Raw genomic sequence first — 731 nt, 5'->3', positions numbered from 1 at the left:
AGAAGTGAAACGAATTAGCGCCGATGGTAGTGTGGGGTTTCCCCATGTGAGAGTAGGACATCGCCAGGCTTCAATTTAGAAAAAAAGCCCCAGCCGAAAGGTTGGGGCTTTTTTTATATAACAATAATCGTAATGCCAATCCGAAAGATTAATAGTTCTGTTCTATCCAGTTTCTTTCACACATGCCTGTGATGTAACTATTTCACTATACTTATATCAATCTAAGTAAAAATATGACCTAATTGAGGTTGTTATTTCTCGTGAAAGGCATGCTATGGACAGCCTCGATAACACAGATTTTAAAAAGCTTGCTAGCCAACAAAAATCTATCCAGATGAAGATGCGATTACTCGCATTGGCTCACTTTAAAGATGGCCACTTTCGCACCCAAATCGCCAAGTTCCTTAAAGTCAGTAGAACCAGTGTGGACAAATGGGCGCAAACGTTCCTTAAGGAAGGGATCGAAGGCTTGCACGAAAAACCAAGAACAGGTCGCCCTGCCTTTTTAAGTCCTTCAACGCGTTCTTTTAGAAATTGTTGAATAGATTTATTTAAGCAGGTCCGGTTGGCTTTGAGGTATTTAGTGATTTGTGCACGTGACTGGCCCTTGTTGACGTGTGCGAGAACGAGCAAGCGCGTCTTCATTTGAATGGTTTGTTCTGTAACCCTCCCCATTTTAGTGGCAGTCTAAATTAGAGTTTTTCCTACTTTCATGCTTAGCCAGATATTCC

1 protein-coding gene is annotated in these 731 nt (G+C 41.6%); it reads left to right on the top strand.

Translation table 11 applies throughout. From position 1 onward, the window contains the following. Positions 1–274: 274 nt before the first annotated feature. Positions 275–541 (top strand): helix-turn-helix domain-containing protein, encoded by a 267-nt coding sequence (locus tag HGP28_RS18970; RefSeq protein WP_168837985.1) that lies wholly within the window; start codon positions 275–277, stop codon positions 539–541. Positions 542–731 lie beyond the last annotated feature (190 nt).

This window comes from Vibrio agarilyticus (assembly GCF_012641465.1).
GTDB classification, from domain to species: domain Bacteria; phylum Pseudomonadota; class Gammaproteobacteria; order Enterobacterales; family Vibrionaceae; genus Vibrio; species Vibrio agarilyticus.
The sequence above is the reverse complement of the archived record's forward strand: the minus strand, read 5'-3'. Positions and strand labels throughout refer to the sequence as shown.